The sequence below is a fragment of the Intrasporangium zincisolvens genome (assembly GCF_034724055.1).
Lineage (GTDB): Bacteria > Actinomycetota > Actinomycetes > Actinomycetales > Dermatophilaceae > Monashia > Monashia zincisolvens.
The window spans coordinates 81,218-87,461 of the sequence record NZ_JAWIIL010000009.1 but is presented as its reverse complement, the minus strand read 5'-3'; the positions used below and the strand labels follow the sequence as shown (position 1 = coordinate 87,461).

General features: G+C 73.9%; 6 protein-coding genes. 3 read left to right on the top strand and 3 right to left on the bottom strand.

Going from position 1 to position 6,244, the window contains the following annotated elements:
* Positions 1-41: 41 nt before the first annotated feature.
* Positions 42-800, top strand: coding sequence for a hypothetical protein (locus RY076_RS19230; RefSeq protein ID WP_323100868.1), 759 nt, complete (start codon positions 42-44; stop codon positions 798-800).
* A gap of 111 nt (positions 801-911) precedes the next feature.
* Here RY076_RS19230 and RY076_RS19225 read toward each other — a convergent pair whose 3' ends face one another.
* Positions 912-2,063: an SGNH/GDSL hydrolase family protein gene (locus RY076_RS19225; protein ID WP_323100867.1), complete on the bottom strand. Its 1,152-nt coding sequence runs from the start codon at positions 2,061-2,063 to the stop codon at positions 912-914.
* Between the two features lie 237 nt (positions 2,064-2,300).
* On the opposite strand from RY076_RS19225, the gene RY076_RS19220 reads away from it, so the two are divergent.
* A complete protein-coding gene (locus RY076_RS19220; protein WP_323100865.1) occupies positions 2,301-3,674 on the top strand; it encodes a cystathionine beta-synthase in 1,374 nt (457 codons plus the stop codon).
* Between the two features lie 148 nt (positions 3,675-3,822).
* Here RY076_RS19220 and RY076_RS19215 read toward each other — a convergent pair whose 3' ends face one another.
* Positions 3,823-4,413: an HhH-GPD-type base excision DNA repair protein gene (locus RY076_RS19215; RefSeq protein WP_323100863.1), complete on the bottom strand. Its 591-nt coding sequence runs from the start codon at positions 4,411-4,413 to the stop codon at positions 3,823-3,825.
* A gap of 57 nt (positions 4,414-4,470) precedes the next feature.
* Between RY076_RS19215 and RY076_RS19210 the strand changes: the two genes are divergently transcribed.
* A complete protein-coding gene (locus RY076_RS19210; RefSeq protein WP_323100862.1) occupies positions 4,471-5,508 on the top strand; it encodes a DUF695 domain-containing protein in 1,038 nt (345 codons plus the stop codon).
* 42 nt (positions 5,509-5,550) lie between these two features.
* Here the strand turns inward: RY076_RS19210 and RY076_RS19205 are convergent, their stop codons facing one another.
* Positions 5,551-6,198 (bottom strand): IMPACT family protein, encoded by a 648-nt coding sequence (locus tag RY076_RS19205; RefSeq protein ID WP_323100861.1) that lies wholly within the window; start codon positions 6,196-6,198, stop codon positions 5,551-5,553.
* Positions 6,199-6,244 lie beyond the last annotated feature (46 nt).

Here is a 6,244-nt window from a genome sequence, read left to right as displayed (position 1 = left end):
GGCGGGCCCACGACCCGACCAGGCCAGGGGGCCTCCCACCCATGAAGACCATGACGACCCGCGCCGTCGCCCTCGCCGGCGCCCTCGCGATCAGCCTCGGTGCCGCCGCGTGCTCGAAGTCGGACACGCCGACCACCGGGTCCACGGGCTCCTCGACCGCCGGCTCCACCACGACGTCCGCCCCGGCGACGTCCGACTCGGCGGCGCCCAAGCCCGCCGACGTGCTCGAGAAGGCCAAGACCAACGCGCTCGCCGCGACCTCGGCGGCCTTCGTCGGTGACGTCGAGCAGGCCGGCAAGAAGATCTCCATCGACTTCAAGGGCACGAGCGACGGCAAGACGTCCGACATCACCATCGCGATGCAGGACAGTGGCAAGGCGCGCCTCATCACGTTGCCGGACGGTGTCTACATCCAGGCCGACGCGACGTTCTGGAAGAAGCAGGGCGCTCCGGCTTCGGTGCAGAAGGCCGGCGACAAGTTCATCAAGGCGCCGGCGTCCGCCTCGTCGATGACCGAGAGCCTGAGCCTCAAGAGCTTCCTCGAGAAGGCCTTCGGCGCGGTGACGCCGAGCCAGCTGTCCCCGACGGTCACCGAGGAGACCATCAACGGCACGGACTGCTGGGTCCTCACCGACAAGAAGGGCAAGTCCGAGGGCGCCCTCTACGTGTCCAAGGACAAGCAGCAGGTCGTCCGCTTCACCGGCTCGACCAAGAGCCCGGGCCAGCTCGACTTCTCCAAGTGGGGCGAGGACCTCGGCATCAAGGCCCCGCCGGCCAGCCAGATCATGAAGCTGGGCTGACGCAGCCCATCGGCGCCACCGGCGCCGGCATCACGACCGAGGGGTCACCTGCACCGCGGGTGGCCCCTCGTCGTGCTCCCGGTCGGGTTGGTCGCGCTCGGACGCCCCGACCTACGCCTCCGCCGCCATCCTGACCGACGCGTCGGGGCCACGGGACGCGTCACTGCCACGGGACGCGTCAGCGCTGTCCGACGCGTCGCGGCTGACGGACGCGTCAGCCCGGTCCGTGGCCGGCACCGGGTCACGGTCGACGCGGGGGAACGACCCGACGGGCGCGGCGGGGCGCATCCGGTGCAGCAGCACCGCCCAGCGGCCCTGCCGGCCGCGCGCCTGGCCGGCCACCTCGGCCGGGGCGACCTCGGTGCCGGGCTGCGCCACCGCGCGGGTGGCGGCGATCGCGACCGGGCCGACGCCCTCGCCGCGGCGCAGGTTCGGCTCGGGCGGGGCGCTGCGCTCACCGAAGAGGTCGAGGGCCGCGCTGACAGTGGGCAGCAGGGCCGCGGCGACCCGGGCGTAGCCGGCCGGGCTCGGGTGGAAGCGGTCCTCGCTGAACATGATCTTCGGGTCGGCGCTGAAGGCCTCGCTCAGCATGTCGCCGACCGACACGGCACGCCCGCCCGCCTCGACCACGGCGACGGTCTGGGCCGCCGCGAGGTCGCGCGACCAGCGTCGGGCCAGCAGGCGCAGCGGCTGGGGGACCGGCTCGATGGCGCCGAGGTCGGGGCACGTGCCGACGACGACCTCCGAGCCGGCCTCGCGCAGGCAGCGGACCGCCATCTCGAGGTGGCGCACCGCGACGGAGGTGTCGATGCGGTGCGTGACGTCATTGGCGCCGATGAGCACGAGGGCGACGTCGGGCGTCGGGACCTCCTCGAGGGCGCGCTCGACCTGCGCATCGAGGTCGGGAGACTCCGCGCCGACGACGGCGACGTTCGTCAGGCGCACCGGACGCCCGCTGAACGCGGCGACGCCGCCCGCGACGATCGCCCCGATCGTCTGGTGCGGGTGCGCGGCGCCCATGCCGGCGCCGGTCGAGTCGCCGAGCACGACGAGCCGGATCGGCTCGCCGGGGCCGAAGCCGTAGCGTCCGTCGTCCTCCGGTGCGCCCTCGAAGGGCTGGCCGACGAGGCGCCGGGCCATGGCGGCCTCCGCCTTGATGACGCCGTAGCCGAGAAGGCTGAGCAGGCCGAGACCGGCGACCCCGACGCCGCCGCCGTAGGCAGCCTGCTGGGCGATCCGTCGCGCGCGTCGTGCACGTCCCATCGGCCACCCCCTCCGTCGGTCCTGCGTCTCGCCGGTGCTCGTCCGCCCCCTGACGAGCTCGCCGGTTCTTCACGGTAACGCTCGGCACCGACGCGTCGTGCCCGGTTCGCACGACCCCGGCCGGGCGTCACCACGGCTCTCGGCGCTGTCATACCCACCGCGCCCTCGCCGCGTCGACGGCGTCCGCCGCCCGGGCGTCCGTCTCGCGGGCTGGGACGACGCACCTAGGATGGGCGCGTGAAGTACGCAGAGAACGTGGCCGACCTCGTCGGCAACACCCCCCTGGTCAAGCTGGGCTCCGTCACCGCCGACGCGGGGGTGAGGTGCACGGTCCTGGCGAAGGTCGAGTACTTCAACCCGGGTGGGTCGGTCAAGGACCGCATCGCGCTGCGCATGGTCGAGGCCGCCGAGCGCGACGGCCTCCTGAGGCCGGGCGGCACCATCGTCGAGCCGACGAGCGGCAACACCGGCGTCGGGCTCGCGCTCGTCGCGCAGCGCCGCGGCTACAAGTGCGTCTTCGTCTGCCCCGACAAGGTGAGCCAGGACAAGCGCGACGTGCTCAAGGCGTACGGGGCCGAGGTCGTCGTCTGCCCCACCGCGGTCGAGCCGGACCACCCCGACTCCTACTACTCGGTGAGCGACCGCCTCGTCCGCGAGATCGACGGTGCGTGGAAGCCGAACCAGTACTACAACCCCGAAGGTCCGAACAGCCACTACCTGACCACCGGTCCGGAGATCTGGCGCGACACCGACGGCCGGATCACGCACTTCGTCGCCGGCGCGGGCACGGGCGGCACGATCAGCGGCACCGGCAAGTACCTCAAGGAGGTCAGCGACGGCGCGGTCCGCATCGTCGCGGCCGACCCCGAGGGCTCGGTCTACTCCGGTGGCACCGGCCGCCCGTACCTCGTCGAGGGTGTCGGCGAGGACTTCTGGCCGGGCGCCTACGACCCGTCGGTCGTCGACGAGGTCATCGCCGTCACCGACGCCGAGTCGTTCGAGATGACGCGTCGTCTCGCCCGCGAGGAGGGCCTGCTCGTCGGCGGCTCGTGCGGCATGGCGGTCGTCGCGGCCCTGCGTGCCGCCCGGGACCTGCCCGAGGACGCCGTCGTCGTGGTGCTGCTGCCCGACTCCGGCCGCGGCTACATGAGCAAGATCTTCAACGACGAGTGGATGCACTCCTACGGGTTCCTCACCGAGGACCACACCGAGCAGACCGTCGGCGACGTGCTGCACACGAAGTCGGGCGACATGCCGGCCCTCGTGCACACGCACCCGAACGAGACGATCCGCGACGCCGTCGCGATCCTGCAGGAGTACGGCGTCTCGCAGATGCCGGTCGTCAAGGCCGAGCCGCCGGTCATGTCGGGCGAGGTGGCCGGCTCGGTCAGCGAGCGGGCCCTGCTCGACGCGCTGTTCACCGGTCGTGCGCACCTGGCCGACGCCGTCGAGAAGCACATCGAGCCCGGCCTGCCGCTCATCGGCGCCGGCTCGCCGGTGTCGGCGGCCCGCAAGGAGCTCGAGACCGCCGACGCGGTGCTCGTCGTCGACGACGGCAAGCCGATCGGCGTCCTCACGCGTGCGGACCTGCTGGCGTTCCTCGCCGACTGACCCGCCTCGCGCTGAGCCGAACTCAGCACTGACGCGTCGGGCCCCCTTCCGCTGGAAGGGGGCCCGACGCGTCTGGGTTGGATGTCGCTGCGGCTCAGNCGGCCGGTGGTGGGGGCCCCCCCGCGTCTGGGTTGGATGTCGCTGCGGCTCAGGCCTGCTGCTTCGCCTCGGCCTTCTTCGCCTTCTTGAACTCGCGGACCTTGAGGCGCGACGCGTCGTCGACGACGTCGGCGATGGACCGGTGGCCCGGCTGGCCGTAGTCGCCGGTGGCCTCCTGCCAGCCCTCAGGCGTCACCCCGAACTGCTTGGCGAGCAGCGCGGCGAAGATCCGCGCCTTCTGGTCGCCGAAGCCGGGCAGGCTGCCGATGCGGCGCACCAGCTCGCGGCCCGTGTCGACGCCGGCCCAGACGTTCGCGGCGTCGCCGCCCCAGTCGTCGACGAGCGCCTGGCACAGCTGCTGGGTGCGCGTGGCCATCGAGCCGGGGAAGCGGTGCAGCGCCGGCGGCGTCCGGAAGTGCTCGAGGAGCGTCTCGGGCGGCAGCGCCGCGATGGCGGCGGCGTCGAGGTGGCCGCCGGCCGGCACGCCCATCCGCTCGGCGAGCACGCTCGGCGACGTGAACGCCTTCTCCATCGGGATCTGCTGGTCCAGCTGCATGCCGAGCAGCAGCGCGAGCGGGTCGTGGGCGAGCAGCGCGTTGGCCGCGTCGGTGGAGCCGAGGTGCAGTGCCTGGGATGCCATGGCCCCATCGTGCCGCACGGCGCACGCTCCCAGCCTCATGGTGCAGGATGAGCGGCCATGAGGCTGTTCCGGCGCTCGCGCGACGAGGAGGCCCCTGCCGACCCGGTTGCGGCGTTCTGGTCCTGGTGGCAGGAGTCCGGCGCCGACCTCACCGCGGCCGCGCTCGCCGACCGTGAGCCGGTCCGCGTTGCCGACGAGCTGAGCCGGCGCGTGGCCGCGATCGCCGACGGCCTGACGTGGGAGCTGTCGGCCGGTGGCCGCAGCGCGCACCTGCTCGTCGTCTCGCCGGAGGGCGACCCCGACCTCCGGGCCACCGCGCGCCGCTGGCTCCGGTCCGCGCCGACCGCGACGGCGACGTGGGGCTACGCGGACACGCGTCAGCCGGTCCAGGACGTCGACGCCGTCGAGCTCGAGACCGAGGGGGCGACCGTGGCCTTCCGCGACATCGTCGTCAGTGCCCGCCGCGAGGGCCTGCGCCTCTCGGTCGCCGTGCACCACCCGTCCTTCGAGCACCTCGACGACGCCGCCCGCGCGACCATCGCCTACCTCGCCCTCGACTCGGCCATCGGCGAGTCGGACGTCGAGTGCTGGATCGGCGAGGTCGCCCGACCGCAGCTCGCGCCGATGGACGCCTTCCCGCTGCGCTGGGTGCGCAGCCTCGTGGCCGACCTCAAGGCCGAGCACACCTCGTCGGACGGCGAGCCGCACCAGGTGGTGTTCCAGGGGCAGGGCGCTGACGGGCCGATCCTCGCCATGGCCCAGGTGCCGCTCGCGGCCGCCATCGCGCCCGAGCTCGACACGCACGTCGGCGTCTTCCTCGAGTACCTCGCCACCGAGGACGGGCTGCCGACGCCCGGCGCGCTCGAGGAGCTGCGGCACTTCGAGGATGCGCTCACCCTCGACCTCGCCGGCCGCGGCCGGGTCGTCGCGCACCAGTCCAGCGCCGGCACCCGCGTGCTGCACGTCTTCGTCGACGGCGCCAGCGACGCCGCGGACCGGGTGCGCGCGGCCTCCCGACGCTGGACGCAGGGCAGCGTCGGCGTCACCGAGACGCACGACCCGTCGTGGTCGATGGTGGCCCACCTGCGCGGCTGACGCGGGTGACGCGGGTGACGCGGCTGACGCGGCTCGGTCGACTCACTCGCCCGGGCCGGCGGGCACCCACAGGTCCGCCCCGGGCGTGACGCGTCCGGACCCCGACGTCAGTGCCGCGACGGTGCCGCGGAACGCGTCGAGCGCTGCAGGGTCGACGGCGACCTGCAGCCGGACGCCCTCGGCGAGGTAGTCGACGCCGGTGACCGTGACGTCGGGGAGCGCCCGGAGGGCGTTCTCGACCCGCGGCCCCTCGGCATGGCCGACCTCGACCGTCGTCGCCGTGCGACGGCACATCGCCACGATGCGAGCCTCCGCGAGGGCCGCACCCACCGCGTCGCCGTAGGCACGGATGAGCCCACCGGTGCCGAGGAGGGTGCCGCCGAACCAGCGCGTCACGACGGCCACGACGTCGGTGAGCCCGGCCCCGCGCAGCACCTCGAGCATCGGGCCCCCGGCCGTGCCCGAGGGCTCGCCGTCGTCGTTGCTGCGCACGGTGGCTGCGTCAGGGCCGAGGACGAATGCCGTGCAGTGGTGGCCGGCGTCCCGGCTCGCGGCACGGACCCGCTCGACGACGGCCCGCGCGTCCTCCTCGCTCGGCACCGGCTCGACGTCGCAGAGGAACCGGGACCGTCGCACCTCGATCTCGGCGCGGGCGGCACCGGCGAGGGTGCGGTAGGAGCGGGGCTGCATGGCCTTCGGGAGGTCGGCGGGGACGGTGGGGCGGGACGTCCCGAGT

Excerpts from the sequence above, each read along its gene's own strand:
- RY076_RS19230 (WP_323100868.1), top strand. The coding sequence starts at position 42 with ATGAAGACCATGACGACCCGCGCCGTCGCCCTCGCCGGCGCCCTCGCG.
- RY076_RS19225 (WP_323100867.1), bottom strand. The coding sequence starts at position 2,063 with ATGGGACGTGCACGACGCGCGCGACGGATCGCCCAGCAGGCTGCCTAC.
- RY076_RS19215 (WP_323100863.1), bottom strand. The coding sequence starts at position 4,413 with ATGGCATCCCAGGCACTGCACCTCGGCTCCACCGACGCGGCCAACGCG.
- RY076_RS19210 (WP_323100862.1), top strand. The coding sequence starts at position 4,471 with ATGAGGCTGTTCCGGCGCTCGCGCGACGAGGAGGCCCCTGCCGACCCG.
- RY076_RS19205 (WP_323100861.1), bottom strand. The coding sequence starts at position 6,198 with ATGCAGCCCCGCTCCTACCGCACCCTCGCCGGTGCCGCCCGCGCCGAG.